18 protein-coding genes are annotated in these 26,006 nt (G+C 55.1%); 8 read left to right on the plus strand and 10 right to left on the minus strand.

Going from position 1 to position 26,006, the window contains the following annotated elements; all coding sequences use genetic code 11:
* Window positions 1-34 precede the first annotated feature (34 nt).
* The 4 genes from H7846_RS12295 to H7846_RS18185 all read right to left on the minus strand — a co-directional run bounded on the left by H7846_RS12295 (window position 35) and on the right by H7846_RS18185 (window position 9,814).
* A complete protein-coding gene (locus H7846_RS12295) occupies window positions 35-3,328 on the minus strand; it encodes a carboxypeptidase-like regulatory domain-containing protein (protein WP_186692438.1) in 3,294 nt (1,097 codons plus the stop codon).
* Window positions 3,329-3,978: 650 nt separating this feature from the next.
* Window positions 3,979-4,101 carry a hypothetical protein gene (locus H7846_RS18000; protein ID WP_255460607.1) on the minus strand — a complete coding sequence of 41 codons (123 nt, stop codon included), beginning with the start codon at window positions 4,099-4,101 and terminating at the stop codon, window positions 3,979-3,981.
* A 620-nt stretch (window positions 4,102-4,721) separates the two neighbouring features.
* On the minus strand, window positions 4,722-6,314 hold the full coding sequence (locus tag H7846_RS12300; protein ID WP_186692439.1) for a carboxylesterase/lipase family protein: 1,593 nt from the start codon (window positions 6,312-6,314) through the stop codon (window positions 4,722-4,724).
* Window positions 6,315-6,475: 161 nt separating this feature from the next.
* A complete protein-coding gene (locus tag H7846_RS18185) occupies window positions 6,476-9,814 on the minus strand; it encodes a TonB-dependent receptor (RefSeq protein ID WP_186692440.1) in 3,339 nt (1,112 codons plus the stop codon).
* A gap of 252 nt (window positions 9,815-10,066) precedes the next feature.
* Here H7846_RS18185 and H7846_RS12310 point away from each other — a divergent pair, with 252 nt between their 5' ends.
* Window positions 10,067-10,840 (plus strand): SDR family NAD(P)-dependent oxidoreductase, encoded by a 774-nt coding sequence (locus H7846_RS12310; protein WP_186692441.1) that lies wholly within the window; start codon window positions 10,067-10,069, stop codon window positions 10,838-10,840.
* A gap of 72 nt (window positions 10,841-10,912) precedes the next feature.
* On the opposite strand, the gene H7846_RS12315 is transcribed toward H7846_RS12310, so the two are convergent.
* The 4 genes from H7846_RS12315 to H7846_RS12330 are packed head-to-tail and all read right to left on the minus strand — an operon-like array spanning window position 10,913 to window position 16,382.
* Window positions 10,913-12,142: an MFS transporter gene (locus H7846_RS12315; RefSeq protein ID WP_186692443.1), complete on the minus strand. Its 1,230-nt coding sequence runs from the start codon at window positions 12,140-12,142 to the stop codon at window positions 10,913-10,915.
* Between the two features lie 42 nt (window positions 12,143-12,184).
* Window positions 12,185-13,231, minus strand: coding sequence for a sugar phosphate isomerase/epimerase family protein (locus H7846_RS12320; RefSeq protein WP_186692445.1), 1,047 nt, complete (start codon window positions 13,229-13,231; stop codon window positions 12,185-12,187).
* Between the two features lie 17 nt (window positions 13,232-13,248).
* On the minus strand, window positions 13,249-15,621 hold the full coding sequence (locus H7846_RS12325) for an outer membrane protein assembly factor BamB family protein (RefSeq protein ID WP_255460994.1): 2,373 nt from the start codon (window positions 15,619-15,621) through the stop codon (window positions 13,249-13,251).
* Entirely contained in the window at window positions 15,621-16,382 is a 762-nt protein-coding gene (locus H7846_RS12330) for a ThuA domain-containing protein (RefSeq protein WP_186692449.1), read from the minus strand. The genes H7846_RS12325 and H7846_RS12330 overlap by 1 nt, the downstream gene beginning before the upstream one ends.
* A gap of 259 nt (window positions 16,383-16,641) precedes the next feature.
* Between H7846_RS12330 and H7846_RS12335 the strand changes: the two genes are divergently transcribed.
* Window positions 16,642-17,370, plus strand: a complete 729-nt coding sequence (locus H7846_RS12335; protein WP_186692451.1) for an SDR family oxidoreductase — start codon at window positions 16,642-16,644, stop codon at window positions 17,368-17,370.
* Window positions 17,371-17,381: 11 nt separating this feature from the next.
* On the opposite strand, the gene H7846_RS12340 is transcribed toward H7846_RS12335, so the two are convergent.
* Window positions 17,382-18,413, minus strand: coding sequence for a LacI family DNA-binding transcriptional regulator (locus H7846_RS12340; protein ID WP_186692453.1), 1,032 nt, complete (start codon window positions 18,411-18,413; stop codon window positions 17,382-17,384).
* Window positions 18,414-18,811: 398 nt separating this feature from the next.
* Here H7846_RS12340 and H7846_RS12345 point away from each other — a divergent pair, with 398 nt between their 5' ends.
* The 3 genes from H7846_RS12345 (at window position 18,812) to H7846_RS12355 (ending at window position 20,735) form a co-directional block, all read left to right on the plus strand.
* Window positions 18,812-19,051 carry a hypothetical protein gene (locus H7846_RS12345; RefSeq protein ID WP_186692455.1) on the plus strand — a complete coding sequence of 80 codons (240 nt, stop codon included), beginning with the start codon at window positions 18,812-18,814 and terminating at the stop codon, window positions 19,049-19,051.
* 412 nt (window positions 19,052-19,463) lie between these two features.
* On the plus strand, window positions 19,464-20,228 hold the full coding sequence (locus H7846_RS12350) for a hypothetical protein (RefSeq protein ID WP_186692457.1): 765 nt from the start codon (window positions 19,464-19,466) through the stop codon (window positions 20,226-20,228).
* A gap of 342 nt (window positions 20,229-20,570) precedes the next feature.
* Window positions 20,571-20,735 (plus strand): hypothetical protein, encoded by a 165-nt coding sequence (locus H7846_RS12355; protein WP_186692459.1) that lies wholly within the window; start codon window positions 20,571-20,573, stop codon window positions 20,733-20,735.
* A gap of 315 nt (window positions 20,736-21,050) precedes the next feature.
* Here H7846_RS12355 and H7846_RS12360 read toward each other — a convergent pair whose 3' ends face one another.
* Window positions 21,051-21,599, minus strand: coding sequence for a VOC family protein (locus tag H7846_RS12360; protein ID WP_186692461.1), 549 nt, complete (start codon window positions 21,597-21,599; stop codon window positions 21,051-21,053).
* Window positions 21,600-21,761: 162 nt separating this feature from the next.
* On the opposite strand from H7846_RS12360, the gene H7846_RS12365 reads away from it, so the two are divergent.
* From H7846_RS12365 to H7846_RS12375, 3 genes are all read left to right on the plus strand, one after another.
* Complete coding sequence (locus H7846_RS12365; RefSeq protein ID WP_186692463.1) at window positions 21,762-22,868, plus strand: mandelate racemase/muconate lactonizing enzyme family protein; 1,107 nt, start codon at window positions 21,762-21,764, stop codon at window positions 22,866-22,868.
* A 19-nt stretch (window positions 22,869-22,887) separates the two neighbouring features.
* Complete coding sequence (locus tag H7846_RS12370; RefSeq protein ID WP_186692465.1) at window positions 22,888-23,694, plus strand: IclR family transcriptional regulator; 807 nt, start codon at window positions 22,888-22,890, stop codon at window positions 23,692-23,694.
* Window positions 23,695-23,904: 210 nt separating this feature from the next.
* On the plus strand, window positions 23,905-25,953 hold the full coding sequence (locus H7846_RS12375) for an alpha-ketoacid dehydrogenase subunit alpha/beta (RefSeq protein ID WP_186692466.1): 2,049 nt from the start codon (window positions 23,905-23,907) through the stop codon (window positions 25,951-25,953).
* The last annotated feature ends 53 nt before the right edge of the window (window positions 25,954-26,006 follow it).

Raw genomic sequence — 26,006 nt, forward strand, 5'->3', positions numbered from 1 at the left:
CTCTCTTTAGTTGCATCTTCTCCGCTAATCTCCTCTAGAACTCATAGCGAGCGCCTAGTTGCATGATGCGGTTGCTTCCGTTGGTGGACGAGATCACTCCTGCCGTTGCGGCGGTACCGATGGTTGTGCTGGGGTAGCCGAAGACGGGGTGATTGAGGGTGTTGAAGGTCTCCCAACGAAACTGGAATCTGCCAAACTCACCGACGGAGAAGGTTCTGCCGAGCGCCAGATTCATGGTGATGTTGTTTGGGCCCTCGAGAATATTTCTGCCGGAGTTGCCGAAGCCGGAGGTGGGAACGACGAAGCAGCTTGCATCGAACCAGCGCGTGATCGTACGGTTCGAGAGCGTTCCGTTACAAATCCGGTTGGGGCGTGTCGCCTGACCGAGATCCTGTGTACCGGAGACTTTGGGTGTGAACGGCTGTCCGCTATAGGCGAGGACGCTGCCACTGGCCTGCCAGTCGCGCAGCGCGTAGAAGCGGGAGCGTGTGCGATAGACCGCGGTGCCGGTGAAGTTGTGGCGGATGTCGAAGTCGGATAGACCATATTCCGCTTTGGGATTGGTAATGTCCTGGTTGCCGAAGTAGCCGCCTCCGCCCGCGTAGTTGATGCCGGATTGCGAGTCGAGCGATTTGGCATAGGTGTAGTTCACGCGGAAGAAGAGCCCGTTGGCGAATCTCCTGCGCACCGTTGCCTGCAGTGAATCATAGTGCGAAACCCCGTTGAAGTAAGCCATGGTGATGGCAGAGAAGTTCGGCAGAGGGCGGGATGAATTGACGTTGGCGATGCGCTCCTGGTTGTAGTCGAATTCCTGACCGAGATGCGTGCCCTTCGATCCGGCATAGGAGACCTCGAGAGCCGTTCCCTTCCCCAGCTCGCGTTCGATGGTGAGGTTATAGCTTTGCATGTTGGCCGAGGGCGCGTTGGGATCGTAGCCGTTGGGTGTAAGGATTCCAGAGAGCGAACCTCCTGATGCCGGGAAGGGATTCGTCGAAGAGATGAGGCTTGCCGGTGCTGTGGACGTAGCTGCGACAGCCGAGTAGGTCGTTGTAGCCGAAAAGGGAAACTGCCCGGCAAGATTGGTGCGGATGAAGGTAAGCCTCGAGCCAGTGTAGAAGACACCATATCCACCGCGGATGACGGTCTTGTTGTCCTGGAACGGTCGCCAAGCAAAACCCAGGCGCGGGCCGAACCGCATCTTGTTGGTGTTGACAAGTGCATTGGGATATCCGGCATTGCTCGCGGAGACGTAGTAATTGCTAAGCCCTGCTTGAGCAAGAACAGCACCGATGTTCGGCAGGACGGACGCATTCGAGTAGACAATTTTTCCGAGAGATGGAACGAAGTTGGTGAGCTGTCCGTTCTCTTCGACAGGAAGCGTCTGCAGTTCGTAGCGGAGGCCGAGATTGAGCGTGAGGCTCTGCGATACCTTGTAGTCGTCCTGCGCGAAGACGGAGTAGTTGGTGTTGGAGAGGTGGTTGTTGTTGCCTCCAGTCATGAGGACGCTGGTAGTTGGAAAACCGGCGAGCATATCGGCGAGTCCGTTTGTGGAGTTGGACGCGGAACTGGTGAGCTTGCCGTTGTAGGTGAACTGCCCGTTCTTGCTGGTGTTGGTCGGTTGGAAGAGCTGGACGTAGAGAATGTCGCCGCCAAAGCGGAAGTTATGCCGTCCATCATTCCAGCTGACGAGATCGCTGCCGTCGTAGCTGTTGACGACGTACGAGATAGGGTTGGAGGAGTTGTCGCCGAGCCCGGCATAACTTGCCGGCTTGAAGGCAGGAAAACCGAGCAGGGCTGGGATGGTCGTCGTTCCCTGGATGCCGAGCTGGAGCGCGTAGTTGGTACCTGCGTCGTTGGCCTGCTGGTTCGATACGGTACGGGTGCGGCCGAAGCGAAAGTCGTTAACGAGGTTTGGTGTCAGCACCTTGGTTTCGGAAATGCCCATAAGCGTTGCATGCACCGATGTGCCTGCGCCGAAGTTGCCGAGAGGCGAACCGGAGGTCGGGTTGGTCGAGGAGCTGTAGCGGCGGAGGAAGCGGAAGGCGAGCTGATCGTTCTGCCCGAGCTTCTGGTCGATCTTTGCCAGGCCGTTGTTCCAGTTGCTGGTGCTGTTGGTGTTGAGAGCATAGTTGGGGCTGCCGGGAGGAACGACCAGATTGGGAGCCGGATAGTAGGCCAGTAGCTTCTGCGCAACCGGATCGATCGTCTTCAACTGGCTTGGATTGGATGGATTGAGACATCCAGTGGTGACCGTTGGCGGCGTACACTTTGCCGCGCTGTTCGGGTTGTGCAGGTAGTAGGGCGTAGCAACGCCGTTGACGATGGGCCCGGACTGGCTGAAGTCGCCGAGGCGCTCGCGAGCTGTAGGGACGAAGCTGGTGGCGTTGGTTCCTGTGACGGAGCGCAGGCTCTCGAGGTTCAGGATGAAGAACGTCTTGTCGTGGCCGTCGTAAAGATGCGGAATGATGACGGGACCGGAGATGCCTCCGCCGAACTGGTTCTTGCGGAGCTTGTTCTTAGGCACTGTGATGTTGGCGAAGTTGTAGGACTGCGCATCGAAGAGGTCATTGCGGAGATATTCGAAGAGCAGGCCGTGGAACTGGTTGCCACCGCTCTTGGTGACCATGGTGACGACGCTGCCGGAGAGGCGTCCGTACTGAGCGGTGTAGCCGGAGGTCTCCATCTTGAACTCCTGGAGGGAGTCGAGCGGCGGACTGATCTGGGAGCCGGCGTCGCGTGGGTTTTCGTCGTTGATGCCGTCAACGTAAACACCGCTGGAATCGGCGCGCGAGCCATTAGCGACATAAGGCGCTCCCTTGGCATTCTGCTCGGCGGGCTGGACACCGGCAACAGTAAAGGCGAGGTCGTTGAAGTCGCGGCCGTTGAGGGGGATTTCGGATATCTCGACGGGGGTGATGACGTCACCCTTGGAGGACGTTTCGGTGTTGAGCAGGCCGACCTCGGAGGCGGATACGCTGACGGTGTCGCTAGTGACGCCGACTTTCAGGCTGGCATCGAGGCGGGCGGTCTGTTCTGTGGCGAGGCGAAGATTGCTCTCGTTGAGCTGGCTGAATCCAGCCATGGCGATGGTGACGTTGTATATGCCGGGATCGAGGTTGGTGACCGTGTATTGGCCGTTGGCGTCGGTCCTGGTGGTGCGGGTTTCGTTGGTCGCAGCGTTGATGACGGTAATGGTTGCGCCAACGATGTTTGCCGACGTCGGATCAGTGACGCGCCCTACGAGAGTGGCGGTAGGGGCCTGGCCTCTTAGTACGCCGGCGAATACAAAGAGCAAGCTCGCCAAAGCAAAATAGAACTTAATTTTCATCTCGAACGATCTCCTCGAATCACGACATGCAACCGTTTCTTTGTGTTTTAGCCCGCCGAAAAATCATGGCTTCTCGTTCGGTGCAAAGGAAAAAGGAAGTCTCAGCGGTTATGTGTGTTAAATCGGTGCCTACTAACGACCGGCAAGTTAATTCACCGTATAACTGACATAGAGGACTTATCCTATTTATTTACTTATGTATACGTGGATTGATTTACGTAAAGAACGAGTGTCTATGGATTCTGGGTGGAAGGGATTTTCAAAGCGTAGAAAGCTCGCTCAACCCTCAGCTGCCCAACAAAAGTCAATAGGAGGTCTAGATTTAGATATGAAGTTTCTATTAAAAATGGCGCGCCGCTCCCTCGCTTTGACGTTTGGCGCGGGGAATAATACGGGAACAACCTGGGAGGAAACCATCCCAAATGATCCCAACCAATCCTAATTCGGTGGCGCTCTAACATCTTTCGTATCAATCGCGTCCGCTGGTTTCTAAGCCACTTAGATTCATTGGCAGGGACCCTGAAAAGGCCGGCGTCGGCGGTTCGATCCCGTCTCTGGCCAACGCTGCAAAACCAATAGTTTAGGGATGAAGTGGATTCGAACCGCCGAAGCTTTAATTCCCAATTACATCATTCGCCCCAGAGCTGAGTTTATGTGCTTATGCCGATGGACAGCGTAATCAGCGTCTGAACGGATGTATAGATATCAACATCGCCGTTGGTTGGACGAATGGAAACGATCAAACCATAGCGGACACGACGTTCATCGAGCATGGCCAGGATCTCTTTCCACCAGCCGCCAATTGGATAAACTCCGATTGCTGATTTCTTTGCCAGGTCCGCAGCATTCCCATACCAGTGGTCAGAATGTATCGATCCGACATTGCGGATACGCCCTAAATACCAATGGTCAGCGCCACCAGTAACAGGAGCCAGCCCAGCCTCCTCTGCTTACGCCGCTGCATTGAGTCTTGCTCTGAATTCGTCGATGCTTCCAGCTCTGCCCACATTTCTCTGCCCACATTTATTGATGCACACCCCTCCCTCCTTCATTCCCGTTGCCGTTGGCTGAAAATGGAATTCATTGTTTTGCAGACGCAAGGATCTGCAAGCAAAATCGATCGCAAGAAACGAAAAGACAGATTCGAGTTTGGGCAGTAATTCCATGCAACGCGTAAAGCGGTTCCTCGGCCTCTCTTATGGGGCCTAGGCTGAAAATGAGATACGACGGGATCAGTCCTGACAACCTGGATGGGCAACCTGCTCCAAAAGACGATGCTGAAGAACTCCATCCATGTCACATATCGCCAGGAAGTCAGGAATGGTGCTGTGTCATGTCGTATTTGCAAAGCCATGAGGAGCACCCGTTCGGCGGCAGGCACATATCTCCTAAACTACTTTCCTGGGGCACAGCAAACACCCTGCTGCCGCGCCAAATAGTTTTTCCAGAATCCGAAGATCTCATCGGTCGCAACGGGCCGCGACTCTACGTCGATACCAAGTTCCATTGTGGTGTGTGCTCCGTGCTTTGATGCGGGCCAGATGGGCAAACCCTGCGTATTCGGATCGCCTGTGCGAACGAATTGAATCCAATATTCAGACATCATCCGTTCCAACGCATAATCTGAAGGCTCAAATGGTCGATCCAACACACTAAGATTTCCCAGAGCATACGGAATCTCTGCCGAATGGAACGCGCCAAACTCCGGATGGTCCGGCCACGGAATGGCTCGGTCAAAGAAGTACGTGAAGCTAGCTGTTTGCGCCGTCGCCGCGCGCTCTTCTGCCCACAATGACATCGCCACCCGGTTAAGATCGCGTGCACTTGCCTTCAGCGACTCACCTGCCTCCTGGTCAGTCCTTCCAGGGTAGAGTCTCAGATATTCCTCCAAGAGTGAGCCGTAAGTCTCCTTCGCTGCGCTAACGTAGCTAGCGACATCTGTCTTTCCATAATTCGACGAACTGCTCCCTTCGTCAGCGGTCTGTCCCGTTATTGTCGGGACGTCATTTTGCTTTCCTGAGGCAAAGATCTCCGTAACGGTCTGCGGAAGAAACATTCCGTCCACATCAGGACGAAAACGGACACTCGCGATGTCTTGTGCCTTCAGTAAGTCGTCTGCCTTCAGAGCCCGCAACTCCTTAATAGTGTGTGCTCCGCTCACTCGTGCGAACGTTATCCCATTCTTCTCCGCATCCTTGAGCGAGAAAGTGGAGGGCGGAGTCAGGTAAGCTCCGCTTTCAACGATTGCCCTCTGAAAGAGCCCTTTTGCCATCGACGATGCGGTAAGGTAAATCACAGCTGCCGCCCCTGAAGATTGTCCTGCAACAGTGATTCGGTTCGGATCGCCACCAAATGCCGCGATGTTTTTCTTCACCCAATTCAACGCGGCGATAGCATCCATCAACCCATAGTCTCCCGACGCGTGATGCGGTGATTCGCTCGTCAGGCCTGGATGTGACAGAAAGCCGAAGACTCCCAGACGATAGTTGATTGAGACGAACACGACTCCTCGCTTCGCCAGCCCTTCCCCACTGTAAACTTCTGGTGCAGCTGATCCTTCAACAAACCCACCACCGTGAATCCATACCAGGACGGGTCGACGCTCGTCTGACGAGGATTTGCCCGCGGTCCACACGTTGAGGTATAGACAGTCTTCGCTGATCGGATACTGTGCCATAAACTGCCGTGTCCACGGCAGATGTTCCCCGCGAATCTTCTGCATGCAGCTCGCTTCGAAATGGTCCGCTTTGCGCACACCTTTCCATGGCGCCACAGGCATAGGCGGACGCCACCGCAGCTCCCCTACCGGCGGCGCAGCATATGGAATTCCTTTGTAAGCCATCACGGACGATCCTGCACGTTGTACACCCGTCACCAAGCCGCTTAGTGTCTTGATTGGCGTTCCGTTATCTTTTACTCCCCCATATCCCACTATCGACAGAATTCCAACAACGAAGACTGTTACTGTTATCCGTCTGAGCCTCACACCGAAAATCCTCTCTGCTTCCTTCACCGTTGCACCCAGGGCGGTATATCGAGTTGCTGTAGCTAGAAGAGAATACGCCCGCCAACCTGCAGAATACGGTTTGAGAACGGCCCTCCTGAAATTGTTCCATTGATGTGGCCAAATGATGAGTAACCAGAACGTTAGAAGTAGATCTTTCCAGCAAGTTCGATGGAGCGCGCGGCGTTAAGGGTCGAGGTAATCTGACCTGCCGAGGTAGAGTCAATGTTAGTAACCGGCGTTGCAAACGTAGCGTGATTGAAGATATTGAAGAACGCTCCACGGAATTCAAGCGATTTAGTCTCGGTGAAGTGAAAGCTTTTGAGAAGAGAGATGTCGAACTGCACAAGGCCATCGTTCCGCATAGTGTTGGTTTGCCCATTGCCGTAGGTATACTGCGCCGGAACAGCAAAGGCATCGGTGCCTCCTGACGGGCAGGACGTGTTACGCGAGTCGTAGTACCAGCAGTTGGGACGCCGCACCATCTGCGGCGTTCCGGTGATGTTTGGCCGCTGTGAGCCAAGCCCAGTATTCGCTGGATCGCCGCTGACTGTCAGTGTGAAGGGCAGGCCCGACTGCAACGTGCCTACGCCAGAGAGCCCCCAGTTCCCGACAAGTCCCTGAAGGAAGCCGCTAGCCGAACTTGCGAAGGTCTTGCCACGACCGAAAGGAAGATCGTATACACCGCTGGTGACGAAGTTGTGATGAAGATCATAGTTGCACGGACCATAGTAATAGTAGCCGCCGCTCTGTTCGCGCGTGAGACCACCGAAGGTTCCATCGGTGAGGCAGCGTCCGTAGGTGTAGGAGACAAGAATGGTTGCTCCTGCGAGAGCGCGGGTCTCGAGCTTCGTCTGCAAAGCGTTGTAATTGCCGTTACCAGCGTATCTGGAGAGGCTGATGGTCCCCCACTGTTGCAGTGGGCGGCGATTCTGGATGGTTCCAGGACCAGGGTAGGGATCGTTGACCTGAAAGGGCTGGACGATGTGCAGCGAACGGTTGCCTACGTAGGCAACGTCAAGCGAAAGCTTGGAGCCGAACTGATGCTGCACGGCGAGGTTGTACTCCTGCACGTACGTGTTCTTTGTGTTTAGCTCCATCGTGCTGACACTTGGTTGCGAGCAGGACTTTGCAACGAAACCGAAGGAACAAACGGCATTCGACGTGTTTGGTGCGACGATGGGCTGACTCAAGTAGAAGTTGCCAAGAGTCAGCGTGGGGGTTGGCTTGGTATTGTTCACCGTCTGCGATGCAACAAACGGAACGACATTCTGCGTGTTGTTGATCGCGTTGTTGTCAGGAAAGAGATAGAAGATGCCATAGGCTGCGCGGAAGACAGTATCTTTTAGGCCGCTGTAGGCTATGCCAAGACGCGGCCCGAGGTTGACCTTTGCCGTGGGACGGACCGTGGTTGGAAGTCCAAGCGAGCTGGTGGTCTGAAGACGATCGGAAAAGAGCGGATAGAGTGTTGCCGTGCCGGGCTGCGCCTGAAGTGAGAAATCATCTGGTATGACGATTTTGCCGTTTGCAGGATTGAGGCCGGTGACCTGCCCCTTAATGCCGTTGTAGAAGGGATTGATCTCCCAGCGGAAACCCGCATTGATGGTGAGATTGGAGCGCATTTTGTAGTCATCCTGCACATACATGGCCTGGTAGTTGCCGTAGTCGCCCCAGAGCGAACGGAAATAGCTGCGCGAACCGCTGGCAGGATAGCCCAGTAGGAAATCTGCGAAGTTATCTCCAGAATAAGCATTGCTAAAGCCAAAGGTTCCGAGAGAGCTGGAACCAGAGATGTATGTATTCAGGTTATGGAAGTTCTCGTACCCGAACCGAACCTCGTGTTTGCCACTGCTGTACGTCACGCGTTCTACATACTGCCACGAGCGGATCTTGTTCTGCTTCGGGTAAGAATTACTTCCGCTCTGACCATTGAATCCTGTGTAGTTGGAGATAGTGATGGTGGGAAGACCGTAATACTGCGGAGGAGAGAGCCCTTCTGCGCCCTGAATACCGGCTGCAGTGTTAATATCTTGCCCCTGCAGTGAACTGGTAAAGAAGAAGACACTGCGGTAGTAAGAGAACTGAGATTCAGCGAGCCACTTGGGCGAGAAAATATGGGTCTCGCGCAAGACCACGTTCTGCCCGCGACTGCGGAGCGGAAAACCTCCGAGCAGCGGGAAGGCATTGGGATCCGTCTCGCGATTGTTGGAGATAGAGTAGCGACCCGTCAGGTGGTCCTTGGACCATAGCGTCTGGTCGACACGGATATCTCCGAGGTCAAGCTGCTGCTTGAGGCTATTGGTAAGTACGGCGTGGGAAACGTTCCCGCGCACCTGGTTTGCAGCAGGAATGTACTTGAGAAAGTACGCTGCTTGTGGAGCGATCCGGCTTGCGGGAATGGTGTTGTTGGCAAACGCGAGACCGGTAAGCGGATCCTTGATCGTTATTCCACTGCCCTGAAAGTTTCCACTTCGCATTGCAGCACTGGGAACGATGTTGTCGAAGTTCTGTCCGAGACGGTACAGCGTGGATTGAAGATCGATAAAGAAGAATGTATGGTCGTGAACAATCGGCCCGCCCACAGCAAAGCCGAATTGGTTGCGATGCAGCGGCTGGTTGCGGCGTGTACTGCCTGCCGGAGGAACGTAGAAGTAGTTCTTTGCGTCGAAGGCGTTGTTGCGGAGGAACTCATATGCAGTACCGTGAAAGGCGTTGGTTCCGCTTTTTAGCGTCGCGTTAACGATGGTCGGGCTATGGCCGTAGTCGGCAGGCATATTGCTGGATTCAACCTTGAACTCTTGCAGCGCATCGACATTGGGCGAGATCAGGGTGCCACCGAGCTGAGTCTCGGTGATGTTCGAGCCATCAAGATACCAGCCGGTCCACGACGGAGACAGGCCGTTGACGTTGACGTTGACGGCGCTGGCGCGGATTGATGTTCCACCGGCAGGAATGTTCTGACCGCCCTGGATAAAGCTGACACCCGGGGTGAGCTGCGTGAGCTGCCAGAAGGAGCGCCCGTTCAACGGTACGTTCTGTACGGTCTGAGTATCGATGACTTGCCCTACGGAGGACGATGCTTCGTTCAGCAACGGGACCTGCGAGGCGATGATCTCGACCTTAGCGCTGATCGCTCCCACATGAAGCACGGGATTGATGGTGGCGCGCTGTGCTACCTGAAGCTCGGTGTCGGCGATTTGGACGGGAGCAAAGCCGTCATGCGTAACCGTGACCGAGTAGTGGCCTACCTGGAGGTTCGACACGTTATAGACGCCACTGCCATCGGACTTGACGACGCGTTCCTGTCCCGTGCCGAGGTTTCGTACGGTGATCATCGCCTCAGGGATAGCAGCTCCGGTATCGTCGGCGACCGTGCCGAGAATGGTTCCGGTTGTAGCCTGCGCATGCGCCCACTGCGAAGCGAATGTGAGCGAAAAAGTGGTTGCGAGTAGAACCTGTCGAAAGAACCGACGGATAGACATGGGAATCGCTCCATGGAATGTGGAAGCGGAAGCGAGCAAACAGACAACGTGTCGGCAACCGTTTCGTAAACGTTTCCGAAATTACGCAGTACGCGCACCGTTGTCAAGTAATGTTTGACTATTGGGAGGTCGTTTTATTTTTAGTAACTATGCGGTTAGGCCGACGTTGACAGATCTTGGTCAGGACGGCGATGATTTCGGAAGCGTTTCCAATTTTACGCCTTTGCGCTCCGAAAGTATGGTTAGAAGACTATGACAAACAATCCAGCGGCCGGCATCTCGCTTGCCGGCAAGACGGCACTCGTGACAGGCGCCAGCAGCGGTATAGGTGCTGCCTCGGCAGTGGCACTTGGCAAGGCGGGAGCCTATGTGATCGTTCACTATAACTCCCAGGAGACGGAGGCGAAGGAGGTCCTAGCCCAGCTGCGCGTAGCCGGGGCCGATGGAGAGATCGTGCAGGCAGACCTGAGCACTCGTAGCGGCACGGACAGTCTGTGCGCCTTCGCGTCCTCACGGGAGATCGACATCCTGGTCAACAACGCCGGCTCCCTGGTGCAGCGAACGCGCGTTCTAGACTTCACACACGAGCTATGGGAGAAGGTCATGATGCTGAACCTGACTAGCGCTTTCTTCCTGTCGCAAGCGGCAGTCCGTGGGATGGCCGAACGCAAGAGCGGCGTCATCATCAACATGTCTTCAGTGGCGGCGCGTTTTGGCGGCGGACTGGGAGCACTGGCATACTCGTCTGCAAAGGCTGCCGTGTCTGCCATGACCAAGGGGTTGACGAAGGAGTTTGCACCACAGGGAGTGCGGGTGAACTGCATCTCGCCCGGAACCATCGACACAGGCTATCACCGCGCTTTTTCTACCACGGAGGGACTCGATGGAGTGCGCTCAGCCACTCCAATCGGCCGGTTGGGAACGTCGGAAGAGATTGCGGACCTGGTGGTCTTTCTTGCTAGCGACCGATCGACCTTTATCCATGGACAGGTGATCGAGATCAATGGCGGCTTCCTGATGGCGTGACACGAAAGCTGTAATCAGAAGGAACGGCGTCTGCGCAGGTTCTCCTGTACGACGCCGTTTCTGCGCTAAGACTCAGGCCGTGGCTGCGAGTGAGTCGGTTGCCCCAGCGCGAACACGCGGCAGCGTCCAGATGAGAATGGCTGCGATGACTGGCAGCGTTCCGAAAAGCATGAAGACGGGGCGGAACGAGTAGTGATCGACGAGCCAACCGGTAGCGAGACTAAAGACCATACCGCCGAAGCCCGAACCCATGCTGGCAAGTCCCCAGATGGAAGCTACGGCGTTTTTGGGAAAGACGTCGCGCGGAAGTGCGAGGACGTTGGCGAGCGCTCCGCTATAGCCGAAGGTTGCGACCGAGATGAGCGCGATGCTGAGAGTCGCGCTGCTTACCATGGCGGCTGGAAACGCGACGACCATACAAGCGGAGAAGACAAGCACGCTGACACGGCGCGCGGTCTGGTCAGAGACACCGATGCGCAGAATGAGCATCGTCAGGAAGCCTCCTGCGAGGTTTCCAATACCCGCAGTGGCAAAGGGAATCCAGCCAATCTTACCGATCTGAACGAGCGTGAATCCGTGGCCCACCTTGAGGTACTGCGGAAACCAGAAGGTGTAAAAGTACCAGACAGGATCGGCAAATACCTTGGAGAGCGTGAACTGCCAGACGAAGCGATCGCGCACGAGACTCATCACAGGCGGTGGAGGGAGGTCAGGCTCGGCGGGATTGAGTGGTGGATTGCGGTACACGACGAGCCACACAACCATCCATACAAAGCCGCAGAGGCCGACGATGATGAATGAGGCGCGCCAACCGAAGGTAATAGCAGCCCAGGCAAGCAGCGGTGGCGCGAGCATCGCTCCAATGGCAGCGCCACTGTTGAAGATGCCCGAGGCCAGCGAGCGCTCCCTGGGCGGGAACCACTCCCCGATGACTTTTACGCCAGCCGGGTAATTGCCGGCCTCGCCCATACCGAGAAGAAAGCGAAATATGCCAAGCGAGAGTGCTCCGGTCGCAGCCGCGGTGAGCACCTCAGCCGCGGACCAGAAGGCGATGGTGAGCGAATAGCCGATGCGACTGCCAAGACGATCGAGCAGTGGGCCGGAGATGCCGTTCATGATTGTGTATGCGAGCATGAACGCGAAGATGATCTGGCTATATGTTCCGGCGGAGATATGAAACTGATCCAGCAATACGGGAGCCATCACGGAAAGCGTCTGCCGGTCGAGGTAGTTGATCACTGTCGCCAGAAAGGTCATCCCGAGTACAACCCATCTCAGCTGCGTTTCCGTCGCCTTCTCCATCTCTTAGCCTCCGAGGCATTTCAAAATTAAAGCGACGCCTGGCTAAACAAGGTCCTGTTTCGCCATGTGGGCACGAACAGCCTTCAGGTCTCTGCTCATAGCCTCAACAACCTGCTCACGCGGCAGAGAGAGAGTCTTCTTGCCGTTCTCCGCGCCGCCAAGCGGGTATTCGAAGTGCAGTTGCACGGGGCCGGAGAAGCTATCGGCCTTGATAATCTCGAAGAAGCCGTCGAAGTGAACCATGCCAGTGTCTATGGCGCACCAGTGCGGAACGAACGCGCCTTCGACTCCGAGACTCTTGTCATAAGGATCGGTGTGGGTGGAGCCCTTGGTATTGCGTTGCCAGATGAAGTCCTTCATGGCAACGCCGCGCATGTAGTCTTTGACCAACTTCGAAGTAGCGATCCAGCCACCGTATCCGCCTTCGACGGTAGCATGGCCGATGTCGTAGTTGATCCCCATCCACTGCGGATCGAGATCACGGAACATAAGCCAGAGGTCCCAGATGCATGCGCCAACCATTCCGGGGCCAGAGTGCGTGTGATACATTCCGCAGACCTGCGTGCGGCGGTTGAGATCGGTGAGAGCACGCATCTTCGGACGCATGGCTTCGATCTGCGCCGGGATCGGCTGTGTATTGTCGTACTTCAGACCGCCCCAGCGATAGCGGTGGATCCCCAGCTTCGAAGCAGTCTTAAGCACTGCCTCCGCCGAGGCCATCGTATCGGGTGTTATGTCGGTGGTGATCATGGAGACCTCAAGGCCTGCCTTGCGGATCTGTTCGACAGCAATGGGCAGATCCGTAGCAACGCGCTCAGGCAGTACATGGCCCTCGGCACGCACGGTAAGATCGATTGCATCGAAGCCGATCTGCTTCGCCAGCGCTGCAGCTTCTGGCACGCTGAGCCACTGTAGATGCTTGGAGAAGATGGAGACCTTCAGCTTGCCGCCTACATCGGGCGCTGCGGTCAGTGGCGATGCTTCGGCGCGCGCAAATCCCGAACCGAGTGCCTGGAAAGCGCCGGTCATAGCCGCTCCCATCAGCAGCGAACGACGCGACATTCCGGATTCCATCACTTTCCGTTTCATCTCAGACCTCACTCGTATCATTTGGTTGCCTTGTTGGCTGCGATCGTAGGCTGCGCAGGCAGCGCGAAAGAGAGCAGCGTTGAACCTGCGGTAATGGCGACGTACTGCCTGCCGTCGACAGCGTAGGTCATCGGTGGCCCTTTCATACCGACGTTCGTATCGTAGTGCCAAAGAATTTTTCCGGTCTTTTCGTCAGCCGCGACGAAGGCCCCGTTTGGGTCGGCATAGAAGATAAGGCCGCTGGCAGTGCCGAGCACGCCGGACCAGGTCTTCAGCACCAGAGGCCCAGGCTGCGGAATCTCCCACTTGACGGCTCCCGTTTCGATGTCGAGCGCCTTCAGCACGCGCTGGCCGGGTCCGTTCGCCTCCTTCGAGCCAAGAGGGGCGGAGGGGTCGCCACAGTCTTCGATCGTCATGAGGTAGTAGAGCTTCGTGACGGGGCTGAAAGCAGTGGAGCTCCAATTGGCGGCGTTGTCCGGGCATTTACGCTGGCGTGTAGCAACAGGACCACTGAAGGTTGCGAGTTGCGGACGTCCATTGGAGTCGATGCCCGTGGCCCAGTTCAACTGCTTGAGAAAACTCTTCGCCAGTAGCAGCTTGCCGTTGGTGCGGTCAAAGACGTAAAAGAAACCGTTACGATCTGCATGCAGCAGAAGCTTCATCGGCTTGCCGCGGTAGACCTCGTTGACGAGTACCGGCGGCTCCACAGCATCACGATCGGCTGTGTCGTGCGGCGTGAACTGGAAGTACCACTTCATCTTGCCGGTGTGAGGATCGAGCGCGAGGATGCTGTTGGTGTAAAGATTGTCACCCGGCCGGTCGCGGTCGTCGGAGTCGGGCCACGGATTGCCGGTGGGCCAGAAGAGAGTGTCGGTCTCAGGATCATATGATCCGGTAAGCCAGGTGGAGCCTCCAGCGAGACGCGGCCACTCCTTACCCCAGGTCTCGATGCCGGGTTCACCCGGGCCAGGCAGGGTCCAGTGACGCCATAGCAGCTTACCTGTCGCCGTGTCGTAACAGACGACGAAGCCGCGCATTCCCCAGTCTCCACCGGAGACGCCTGCGATCACTGTATCGTTAAGAATGAGCGGCGATACAGTGGAGCCGTAGTGCTCTTTCTCCTCCGGCATGACAACCTCCCACATCACTTTGCCGGTGACGCGGTTGAGCGCCAGAAGATGCGCGTTGTCGGTGGTAACGAAGATCTTGTCTCGAAAAATGGCTGGGCCTCGATTGGTGCCGACAGACGCATCTCCCACAAGACCCGGAGTAGGTGGCCTGAAGTAACGCCAGATGGTCCGGCCGGTTTTTGCATCCATCGCATAGGCCTGATTCTGACCGGAGAAGTACATGATGCCGTCGACTACGATCGGCGTGGCCTCGAGGCCGAGCTGCGGCATCGGCGCAATCCACTTCAGCAGCAGGCGATCAACGTTTCCGCGATTGATACCAGTCAGTGGGCTGTAACGGTTGGCGCTGAGATTGCCGTTGTAGGTGGGCCAGTTGCCGGGTTTGGGGTGAAGAATCCCATCAAACTCGATTGCGCTGGGGCCGGGCGTTGTGTTGGGAGCTGGCAGAGCACCAGGCTCGACTCCAGTCAGGCTGCTGAGATAGGCCGTAAGGTTCTGCATGGCGGTCTGCGGCAGATCGATAGGCTTCATCGTTGCGTGTTTGTCCTTCGTGACGGATGCAACTTCGCTGAGCGGCAACAGGTGAAAGACGCCATTCATGTCCTGCAGGTGCAGATCGTAGTTAGTCTGATTGCGAAGGAAGCCGTGCAGTGTTTTGCCTGTACGCTTTGTAACGACAGTGGCCGCCTCATAGCCCGGCGTAATGTTGAGGTCAGGAGCAGTAAGCACATGTCGGATAGACGATACGCTGAGCCTCGCACCGATGTCAGAGAGATCGGGTCCAATCGAGGAGCCTATGCCATGCACCATGTGACAACTGCTGCACTTCCCTCCACTCCAGAAGTACTGCTTGCCCGCAGCGGCGTCTCCTATGCTGACCGACTCACCGGCTGGAAGATTTAGCGAGCGAACATAGGCAGAGAGATCGTCAAGGTCCTGCACAGGAAGCCCACCGAAAGGTGGCATGCCAGAAGCCGGAAATCCCGCAGCGATAGTGCCGTGGATACGTTCTTTCGACCGTCCTCTGAGGTCAGGATTGTCGGCGAGCCGCGGCGCATGTTCGGTTCCAATACCGTCGGCGCCGTGGCAACCAGCGCACAGGCTATCGTAACGGGCTTTGCCGTTCTTCACATCCTGCGAGATCACTGACTGAGCTGTGGCAGAACCCACCCACAATGCGACGACAGCAAGCATCGTGATCCGAACGACAACATGCAGACGAATGGTCTTCCTGTTTTTATTTCGAAGCCTTATAACCATCACTTCCGATACTCCACGGCGTTATCCAGGATCTGCCGGTACGCGGCGTTGTCAAAATCTTCGGCGCGATGGCCCATCATGAAATAAAACACGACTCCTTTGGCCGCGGGCATCATCCACCCCGCAGTATCTTGCATGTAGATCTTGCCTGTCTTCGAGTCGGTATACTTCATACCGAGCAGCAGAGTGCGTTGCCCGGTCAACACGTGGTTCACGTACACCTCAGTGTCAGGAAACGATGTGGCAGGTAATGTGCTTTCCACTGTGCCGGAAGGATCGGCGAACGCCGCCTTTTGATCAAAGATGACCTTCTGCATGATTGGACTTCCAGAGGCAAGATTCACGACCTGGTAGGTGACCGGAGCGAAGTAGGCATAGCCACCGTCGTCGAACGGCTTCGACGGTAGCTCGATATGAAGGAAGTTGTACCAGTCCTTGTTCTCTCGCTTGCGCGAGCTGATAGTGTGATGCAGCAGGATCAGGTCGCCGCCATCATTGGCGTACTGGATAAATTTGTGTTCCGCGCCTGCCTGTAGCTCGCCGTGCAGGTAGACCATAACAGCACGATAAGATACGAGCGAAGGCGGCATCTCAAGCTGGCCGACGATGCGCGTATGCACTTTGGTGTCCTGCTCAAGGTGAGCTGCCAGTACCTGCATCGCATGAAATTCATCAGCTACGATCAGCACGTCCTGTGCCCTGCTGCACCCCGGAAGAACCAGGCTGCCCATGAGAGCCAGTATCAGATTTAAACTGCGCATCGGATTCCCTTCCCCTGAAAACAATTCCGCCCTGGATGGAGAGCTAGTGGCCATAGCTCAGATTTGGAGCGAGGCAATTCGCCGCGCCACGCAGTCTTGGAAGCGTTTCCGAAGAATCTTCAGGCAATGACCGCATTCCTGTCAACAAGAGTGTAGCCAGGGGCATCAAAGTATCTCGCAGAACATTGACAGCAACACGCATCGAGGCGATAGTCTGAGACTATCGAAGCTCTAAAAATGTAGTTTCAGCGGAAGGTCTATGTCCAAATTTCTCAAGTCGCAGGTCGTAGTTATAGTCGGAGCTTCCAGTGGCATTGGCCAGGCAGTCGCAGTAATGGCAGCGAATGCAGGAGCCATTGTGGTGGCGGCCGCCCGGCGCGAAGATCGCCTGCAGACCATGCAGTCGAAGCTCGCCACGGAGGGGACAACTATCGGAATCCACAGAGCCGACGCTGGCAATCTCGACGACATGATGGCGCTGGCCGACAGCGTTATTGCTGAGCATGGCCGCATCGACATTGCCGTGTACGCTACTGGCACAAACACCGCCGACCGCGCCATGAAGGTTATGCCTCCGACGACGTGGAACAATGTGATCGAGACCAACCTGACCGGTGCATTCTATCTCTCGCACGCAGTTTTGCCCTACATGCGCAAAGCTGGAGCAGGCCACATCATCTACGTCTCATCGACGGCAGGAGCGATCGCCGATATGTCGGGTGCCGCCTATCAGGCCTCCAAGCGCGGTCTGCTTGGACTGGCACATGCCATCCGACTCGAGGAACGAGCATCCGGCATACGCACATGCTGCATCATGCCGGGCCTGACCAATACGGAGCTGGTGGAAAAACGACCGGAGAAGCTCTCGGCCGACACGCTTGAAAAGGCTCTTAGGCCGGAGGATGTCGCGAAGACGATCCTTCACATCATGCAGATGCCGCCTCGTGTGACGGTTCCGGAGCTTTTGATGATACCTTCATTGGTTTAAAAGCGCCACGGTCATTTTGAAATCTTCGCGACTGAAGCGCGTTCGACCAGCTTTACATCGAGTACGCGATGCCGCGGCGTGTGCTCGCCAGATTCCAGAAGCTCCTTCACTATCTCGAGCGCAGCGCGGCCTACACTGTACTTGGGTTGATGGACCGTTGTCAGCGGCGGAAAGCTCATAGCTGCGAGCTCTACATCGTCGAAGCCAATCAGCGAGATATCGCGTGGAATCCGGATGCCAGCCTCAATTGCCGCGCGCATCACACCAAACGCCATGACGTCATTGCCGGTGAAGATGGCTGTCGCGCCCTTCATCGAGCGGAACAACTCCTGCGCTGCGCCATAGCCACCCTGTAGCGTGTGAATGGCATGAATCGTCTGAACCCTGGTGCCGCGCTGTGCGGACATTGCCTTGAGGAAGGACTGCGCTCTGCGAGCCAGGTTGGCATGACTCTTAGGCCCAGTCAGATGGATGACGTTGCGGTGACCGTTACGCAACAGACACTCCGCCGCGAGCCGGCCGCCCTTTTCATTGTCGGCGCTGACCGTAGAGAAGGTGCCGTCGCGTCCGGTCCGATTAAGCAGCACAATCGGTACATCGACAGCAGCAATCTGCTGCTGGTCCGCACGAGAGAGCGCCGCAACCGAGTTCATGATAATGGCCTCAGCCCGCTTATCGAGAAGAGAGGCGATGGATTTCATCTGCCGCGCGGAGTTCAGATCGCTGTTGCACAGCATCACGTCGCGCCCTGCCTCGAGCGCAGCATCCTCCACTCCCCTCGCCACCTCTGCAAAGTACGAGTTGCGAACATCGCTCACGATGAGGCCAATCATGTCCGAGCGTCCAGTAACGAGACCGCGTGCAAAGCGGTTGGGCGTGTAGTTGAGCCTCTTCGCGATCTGAAGAACACGCGCACGCGTCGCTGGGTGAACGCCATAAGCGTCGTTCAACGAACGCGAGGCTGTCGCGATCGTGACTCCTGCCACTCTCGCGACGGCCTGCAGCGTGACTCCACCCGAAAGAGAATGCTTTTTCACACTCATGGCTATAAACATCCCACAAAGAACTCAAAACAACCCCGGTTCACAATTCAGACACAACCACATCAAATCGAAGCAGTCACAACAAATCTATCTTCATATCACATTTCGATGGTGAAAATTAAATCCTAATAGCAAAAATACAACCAAACGATTTTAGGAAACCTTTCCAAAGAATGTACCCTAAATGGACCTCTCCCTAGAAATCGCCTGCAAGTTTGGGAAGAAATAATCCGCGTATTTAGGCTTTTCCTGAAAGGCCTGGAGACCATAACCCGCCACTTGGGACTGAAGGAGCGCTTCAAGGACGAAGCGCATTGCTCCCTCCGAAAGGCTTATGGACTTTCGGTTAACAGGCGAGTCGCACAGTATACTTTAAACGGTTTCCGAATCGCTATCGCATGGTGCATATCAAGGACTTCATGCGGACCGCTCAGCCAAGCACGTCACTTGAACGTTCTGAGGTGCCCCAGGGAACAGTCCTCGGTACCGGATACATTAAATACAAATCGATCCTGATTGCGGCCAAAGCTGCAGGTGTAGAGCATTTCTTTATCGAGCAGGAACCACCATTTTTCTGGACCACTGCAATCGAAGCGGCAAGAAGGGATTATCAATACCTGGAATCGATCTCAAATTAGGACTGAACGATAATTCACTTGACAACGGTTGTCGAGTATACCGAGAAGCTAATTGAGGTTTTGTACTCCCACAATATCTCGTCTTGGCTATGCCGCCCAGCGCCCTTATAGGGCAGTTGAATAATTCAACGACAAGTTTAGAAGAATTTCTTCGGCGGATATCAATACTGGGGCAATGAACAAAGTCGCCTTTGTGGTCGTACCGCCGAAATAGATACTTTTTACTCGGATCCAACCTCGCCTCAAGATTGAGCCCCAACACAAGCTGGAACGACCCTTTGGAAGCCGTTCTCTACCACCTCGGTAAATATATATAGATGCCGCCCAAGGGCACACACCTGCTTTCCTTTGAACTCTGCCCTTCGTCTCAAGAATCTAGCAGTCATCTTCTGAATCAAGCGAATGAGTCTACATGGGAACCTGTCGTATGAACGTCAAGCTCTCCGCACTCCTCTGTTGTTTTGCTTTCTCGCTTCACGCGAACGCGCAAAGCTCCTCCTCAACGATTCCGCTTCCCGAATCACCCGGCACGATCACTCAATCCGGCTCCTCGAGTAGCACAGGCTCACCGTCCTCTGACTCCCAGGCAGGTCAGCAGACCAAGCGCATCCTTGGCATCATCCCCAACTTCCGCGCTGTCTCCGCCGACACGCAGCTCCCGCCCCAGAGCGTTAAAGACAAATTCGTCACCGCCAGCGAGGACAGCTTCGACTACTCCGCCATCATCTTCGTCGGTATCCTCGCCGGCGTGCAGATGGGCCTGAATCAAACCCCAGAGTTCCATCAGGGCGCCGCAGGCTATGGCCGCTACTACTGGCACAGCTTCGCCGATCAGACCGTCGAAAACTACGCCGTCGAATTCATCGTCCCCACTATCACCCGCCAGGACACCCGCTACTACACCCTCGGCCGCGGAGGCTTCTGGAAGCGCACCGGCTACTCCCTCAGCCGCGCCGTCGTCACACGCACCGACAGCGGCGGCGAAACCTTCAACTCCAGCGAAGTCGTCGGGGCAGGCATAGCCGCCGGAATCTCCAACCTCTACTATCCGCGGAGCCAACGCGGCTTCAACAACACGGCCAGCCGCTGGGGAACCAACGTCGGCATCGACGCCGGAACCTTCTTCTTCAAAGAGTTCTGGCCCGACATCAACCGCGCCGTCTTCCATGCAAAATAAAGCCGAGATACCTTCATCTAGATAAAACACGAGACATGCGCGAACGAAATCCCACTGTCATTTCCGCCAAGACTGTTCGACAGAGGGCTAAGGCTAATATGGACCTGATTCTGTACTGTTTAATATTCGCAGCTACCCATGCGTCTACTGAAACCGAAGCCTTTTCTGCGGAGAATTAAAGCTGGTGGGCCAATTTAAGACTGGAGTCGAATCCGACAGCCGTCTCAGCTTCCATACCATAACTGACCCTACGGCTCGCCAAGCCCAGGTTATCGACTCCAATCCACACTCCGGCTAACAGACTCTGTACGCTTCTACACAAGATGCCAAGGACACAACCGTATGTTGAGCAAGTCAGTCTTTGAAGTCAGTGTTTATCCACCCACGATTGAAGAGACCTGGATGAAAAGCGGTATCAAGCGGCTAAAGGTAGATGGAACTCCTGACCAAAGATGGCAGGAGCCGATTGAGGCGGTGGTCTACAACGCTGGAAAGTATCTGTCCTGAACCTGCTCATTTCTCCGAAATTCGTGGTTGCCAATTGGCTGCCAATAAGGGGAAAAACGATACTAAAACACGCTCTTTCGAGTACATCATTCGACGAAATTGACGCGTTTTATCAACTAGTTAGAATAAAATACCTGAACTGCAAAACCTTTATGCGTCGGTTCGATCCCGACCCGCGCCTCCAAATCTCCTCAATCAGTTATAACGAATGTTTAGCCCATGCTTTACTGATGGCTGTTAATAAGGCGGACATTTCCCTGACTAGTCTACTCAGCCGCTTTGAACGGCCATGTGAGTCGAATTATCGACTCACACCTATTCCGCCGGCTTGGCGGGATGCCACAAACGAGCCTCCATCTGCTTCTCATAACCCTTGCCATGCGGAAAACTCACTAACTCAAACTGCATACCCCATGGGGACAGGAAGTAGATCCAGTGTTGTCCCGCATTAGGCCCCGTCGTTCGCAGGGTCGGTTCGCCCAGAAGCCGCACTCCCTTCCGTTTCAAGTACTCGACCGCTGCGGGGAGATCCTCCACATAAAACGCGAGATGGTGTCCACCGATATCGCTGTTTTTGGGCTGCGTAAGGACCTGGTCAGGCGATTCGTACTGGAATATCTCGAAGTTCGAGCCATATTTGCAGCGAAAGAATCGAAGCCTGCTCATCACCGTTCTTGGGTGAACATTCAGGTGGATGGCCATCCAATCGTCATCGGAAACAAACGGTCCAAGTTCGAACATCAACTCACAACCGATGACATCTACAAAAAATGAGGTGGCTTGCTCAAGGTTCGGAACCGTGAAGCCGATGTGCTCCGTTCCGCGCAGACCAGGTATTCCTTTGTCCTGTGGATTCTGTGACATCTGAAGTGACCCCAGAATTTGACGCTCCCGGTAAGCAGCATGAGGAGAGCTTCAAGACTATAGCAGCTCATTCTTTGTTTCATCAAATTATGCAGCAATAATCAATCCATGATGATATCTTGGCGAAGAGCATCCTATGGATTTACAAAAGAGTTTTGTCTAATGAACGTTTCCAAGGTACATCTTGCAGAATGTGGACTTCCCCTGCCCCACATTCTGCGTCTCGGCTCAACGCAAATCAGCACAAGAGACTATGTTGTGCTGCGCATTGAGACGGATTCCGGCCTCTATGGCGAAGCAATTGGATATCCTCGCGGTACACCTCTCTTCGAAACCCTGAGCCTGATGGCAAAACAGGTAATCGCTCAAAAGGCATCCATGCGGCGCGAGATCATGTACCGGCTCGAAAATTCCAATATCCCTGGCCGTGCCGCATTGACCCGGGGCTTGAGTTTGTTCGATATCGGTCTTTGGGACATTGCCTGCAAAGCAGCGCAGCAACCGCTCTTTGAATACCTGGGTGCATTCAAAACACAGGCAGAGGTTACTGCCGTTGCAGGATATTACATGGATCGCCGGCAGATTTCCGAGATTACCGACGAAGTTCACGGTCTGCTTGATGCAGGTCATCACCGGGTAAAAGTAATGCTGAAGGGCAACGATCCTGACTTTGATCGCGCTTATGCCGCAGCAGTTACAAAAGATACACGCGGCATAGTTGCGGCGGATGCTCATTGGAGTTGGAATACATTGACCGAGGCCAGACGTGTTTGCCGCGACCTCGATAGCATGGGATTCGACTTCATCGAAGATCCTTTCGCCGCAAATGACACGTCCTTAACCCATGAGTTGCAGCGCGATCTCACCACGCCTATCGCAGCAGGAGAAGATGTCTTTGGGCCGAGAGCATTTGCGGATCTGGTAAAAGGCATAGGGATCCTTCGGGTCGATGCCACGACCTGTGGTGGTGTTACGGGAGCAATAGAAGCAATTAATATAGCGGCGGCTTGCGGAAGATCCGTCTTTCCCCACGTTTTTGCGCCGCTGCATGTCCATCTAGCATGTGCATTCCCCAACGTCGAAGCCGCCGAATATATTCCATCCAGCTCCGGAGCCGATCCGATCGAGACTCTCCTGATCGACCTGCCTGAAATACGTGATGGCAAAATAAAACCTGGCGAGGAGCCAGGCGTAGGAATAAGAATTGACTGGGAAAAGGTCAGACAATCGGCCAGACGCATGACGGTTATCACCTCGACCGATTGTTAAATACGGAGCAGAACAAACAATGACATCGGCAAAAAAAACAAAACTAAAAGCAATTACTCCTGTTGCCCCTCCTATCGAGGAAGGAACAGTGGAGCCGAAGCCGCGCGTTCAATCCGCGCTTCGCGCGATCTCAATTTTGCTCGCTGTCTCTGAAAGCCCCAACGGCCTTAAGGTCAAAGACATCACCGAGAAACTCAAGCTGTCCCGTCAGGTGACCTATCACCTGATCCATACACTTCACGCCACCGGCATTATCCGTAAGAACGAAAGCAACCGGTACGTTCTTGGCCTTGCGTCCATGGCCATTGCCGAAGGATTTCATCGGCAACTTGCGCCACCGGAACATCTGGCACGCCGTGTACGGTCCATTGTCACTGCAACCGAAGAAGCCGCTTACGCCAGTGGCTGGGTCGATGGAGAGATTGTTGCACTCTCCACGGCGCGCGGCGAGTCTCCCGTCGGTGCGGCGCAAATCCCGCCAGGTTTCAGCGGTCATGCACATGCCCGCGCCGCGGGAAAGCTCCTTCTGGCAATGGTCGATCAGAATATCTGCGAAAACTATCTCGATACTCATCCCACCGTAGCCCGGACCTCCAAAACCATCACGGACCGAGCAACTTTGCTGAAAGAGTTTGAGACGATCCGCCAACGTGGATATGCCGTGGACAACGAAGAGTTTCACGAAGGCATCCGTTGCCTCGCAGTTCCGATTGATGGCCTGGCTGGAAGATTCGTTCTGGGCATTTCAGTTCCCAGCGCCAGATTCGACACGAATTTTGAGCAATATCTGGCAGTCCTAAAGAACGCAGCCCGTATCAACTTTTAGCTAAATTTTCCCGTTATAACCCGGTGTTCTCGCGGTCATCGTAAGTTTGCTTATTTTTTCAGTAATTATCATAATATGATTATTGTATATTTTATTGACAAATTTTATCACTTACCGCTACCTTCATTTAGCGAACGTCGGAAGAATTACCTTCTCGCCTCTCGCCGCTGAGAGTATCTGGCAAATTCGAGCGAATAAGGATTAAGGGATATGTCTACGGCCAAATTTGCGGCTTCCGAATTGAAGACAAACGATGATGCAGAGCTCGTCTACCTTCTGGATGCGCTCAAAAGGATCATTGAGATCCGAACTGTGGAACAGTATGCGCAGGACTTGAGTCAGGCAACCCCGCCTCTCTATATGGGATCCTCCCATCTCTGTGCTGGCCAGGAAGTTGTCCCGGTCGCTACTATCGCCGGATTAAATGAAAAAGACCAGATTGTCGCCACATATCGTGGACATGGCTGGGCTATTGCCGCAGGGTTGTCTCTGACGGAGGTCTTTGGCGAGATCTGCCAGAGGAGCATAGGAATCAATGGCGGCCGTGGCGGTTCAGCCTATATGATGGCGCCCTGGGGACGTTTCATCGGCGAAAACTCCATCGTAGGCGCTGGTCTACCTATTGCATGCGGTGTTGCACAGGCCAATAAGCTCCAGGGAAATGGACAGGTAGTCGCTGTCTCACTTGGTGATGGAGCCTTCAATCAAGGCGCTACCCACGAAGGTCTGGCATTTGCCGCTGCGCGCAATCTTCCCGTTCTGATTCTCTGTGAAAACAATGGCTGGTCTGAGATGACCAAAATCTCAGAGACCGTTAAGGTAAACAGAATCGCGCAGCGTGCATCGGGCTATGGCATGCCCGGACTCACCATCGACGGCACTGACCCCATTGCTGTGCGAGAGACGGTGAGAAAAGCAGCGGATCGCGCTCGTGCCGATGGTGGGCCTATCCTTATTGAATGCCGCGTTCCACGTCTGTGGGGACACTATAACCGCGACATTGAGCACTACCGCTCAAAGGAAGATCGTCAGGCTGCACGCGACATAGATCCAATCACGACCATCTCGAAGCGTTTAATGAGCGCCGGTGTCATGCAGCCCGAAGACCTAGACAAACTGTTCCGCGAAGCAAAGGCCAAAATGGAATTCGTCATGACGGCAGTCTTCGATGCCCCTCCGATCGATGTTTCGACTGCCGCCAGGCATGTATGGGCAGAACAGAAGACAGGAGCAGCAAAAAGTCAAAAAACAGTTCCCGCGGCGACAAAATCCATGAGCTTTATCTCAGCCGTGAACGAAGCACTTTCGAAGGAGTTGGAAACGTGCCCCGAGGTGCTGGTCTATGGCGAGGACGTCGGTTATGCAGGAGGCATCTTTGGCGCCTCCCGCAACCTTCAGAAGACCTATGGCGAACATCGGGTATTTGATACACCGATCTCTGAGAGTGCCATCCTTGGGTCAGCCATTGGATCTGCGCTGATGGGCATGAAGCCTATTGTCGAGATTATGTGGGGCGACTTTATGCTCGTGGCGCTCGATCAGCTCATCAATCAGGCAGCAAACATTCGTTACATCACAGCCGGGCGCAGTGAAGTTCCAATGGTCGTCCGCACCCAACAAGGGTCAACCCCTGGCGCCTGCGCGCAGCACTCGCAAAGCCTGGAAGCACTGCTTGCTCATATCCCCGGTTTGCGTGTAGCGCTTCCCTCCACTCCGCAGGATGCTTACGACATTCTGCGTTCGGCCGTCGCTCATCCGGACCCTTGCATCATCTTCGAAGCGCGGACCCTCTATCAGCTCTCAGGCCAGGTCAATGTATCCAAGCCGGTAGAGCCTATCGGAAAGGCCGATCTCAAGAGGGCTGGAAACAGTGCCGTGATCGTCACCTGGGGAACCATGGTCCGTATCGCTCTCGAAGCTGCTGAATCCCTGGAAAAAGACGGCTATAAGATAGCCGTTCTGGATCTTCGCTGGCTGTCGCCACTTGACGAAAAGACCCTGTATAAAGCGGTGAAGGATGCTGGGGGGCGCACTGTCATTGTGCATGAGGCAAACCTTACTGGAGGCTTTGGCGGTGAGATCGTTGCCCGCCTTCATGAAATGATCGGCAGTGAAGTTGCACTGAAGATCAGGCGTGTCGCAACGCCAGATGTGCGTATGCCGGCGGCTCCATCCCTTTCCGAACAGTTGCTTCCCAACATCGATCGCATTACCGCTGCCCTGAAAGAGGTAATGGCAGATACCACACCTCTTAAATAGAGATCTTCACGACAAGCCACGCAGCAGCTTTGGAATTTTCTTCGTTATCGGTT

This window comes from Edaphobacter sp. 4G125, from assembly GCF_014274685.1.
Lineage (GTDB): Bacteria > Acidobacteriota > Terriglobia > Terriglobales > Acidobacteriaceae > Edaphobacter.